This window comes from Microbacterium testaceum (genome assembly GCF_003075375.1).
In the GTDB taxonomy this organism is placed as follows: Bacteria; Actinomycetota; Actinomycetes; order Actinomycetales; family Microbacteriaceae; genus Microbacterium; species Microbacterium testaceum_E.
On record NZ_QDFT01000106.1, the window covers coordinates 1 to 860 of the forward strand.

1 protein-coding gene is annotated in these 860 nt (G+C 61.7%); it reads right to left on the reverse strand.

The genetic code is table 11. The features are described from left to right. Nucleotides 1-70: 70 nt before the first annotated feature. Nucleotides 71-448: a hypothetical protein gene (locus DC432_RS16120; protein ID WP_116538690.1), complete on the reverse strand. Its 378-nt coding sequence runs from the start codon at nt 446-448 to the stop codon at nt 71-73. Between the last annotated feature and the right edge of the window lie 412 nt (nt 449-860).

The following is an 860-nucleotide window of genomic DNA, read 5'->3' on the forward strand; positions in this document are numbered from 1 at the left end:
GTGCGAGGCGGACCGGCCGACGATGTAAGGCCCAACGGGCTGGTTGCCTCGACGAGCCTCGGTGTGCCAGTCAGTCGGCCGTAGCAGCCTCAGGCGTTCCGTCTGGCTCGGGTTGGGGCTCGTAATGACCAAGCGACCTTTCGTGTAGAAATGCGCACAGCTCGGCCGCCACCTGCAGGTCATGGGTTAGCGCATTCAACTCGAAGCTCGTCAAGTTCAGTGTCTCTGCGCCCGGTTCGATCAGTACGTGCCAGCTGAGCTCGTCGCCCGAATCGCAAGGTTCTATCCACACGCTGTTCGGAAGATGCTCCATCGGCATGACCACCAGGCCGGTATCGTCACCATCAGAGCCGTCCTGGACGACGACTCGGATCTCTTCGCCAGCATTGCGGGCGTCTACGAACTCCGTTACCCAATGCTCCAACGTAGCTTTGCTGTGAAACGGCATGCGCCTTCCTCTTTGCTAAGGGCAGCCTCGGAGCCGCGACGAAGCATTCTTGCACGATTCGCTCGGGTCCGCTCAACGCATACAGCTACTTCGCGTGCAACCTGCTGAGGGGGCCTCGACCACTCGAGGCGGGGGCTTTACCAAGACGCCGCACCGCAGGCCGCAGCCTCGCGGCATTGCGGGGTGCGAACGGGTGTGCCTGTGGGTGAGAGGCGTTCGTGCTGGTGCTGTCAGCTACGCCGCCGCGCTGATATTCGGTCGCATCGACAAAGGAGGACACCATGGCTGGTGAACCAAAGCAAACCATCGAGGAAGCGACCAAGAGTTTTCTCCATCGGCGCCTGCTCGAAGACCTCGAACTCAGAGACAGACTGGGCGATGCCGTGCGCTGGCTCGACGCGGATGGTGTGAG

Excerpts from the sequence above, each read along its gene's own strand:
- DC432_RS16120 (WP_116538690.1), bottom strand. The coding sequence starts at position 448 with ATGCCGTTTCACAGCAAAGCTACGTTGGAGCATTGGGTAACGGAGTTC.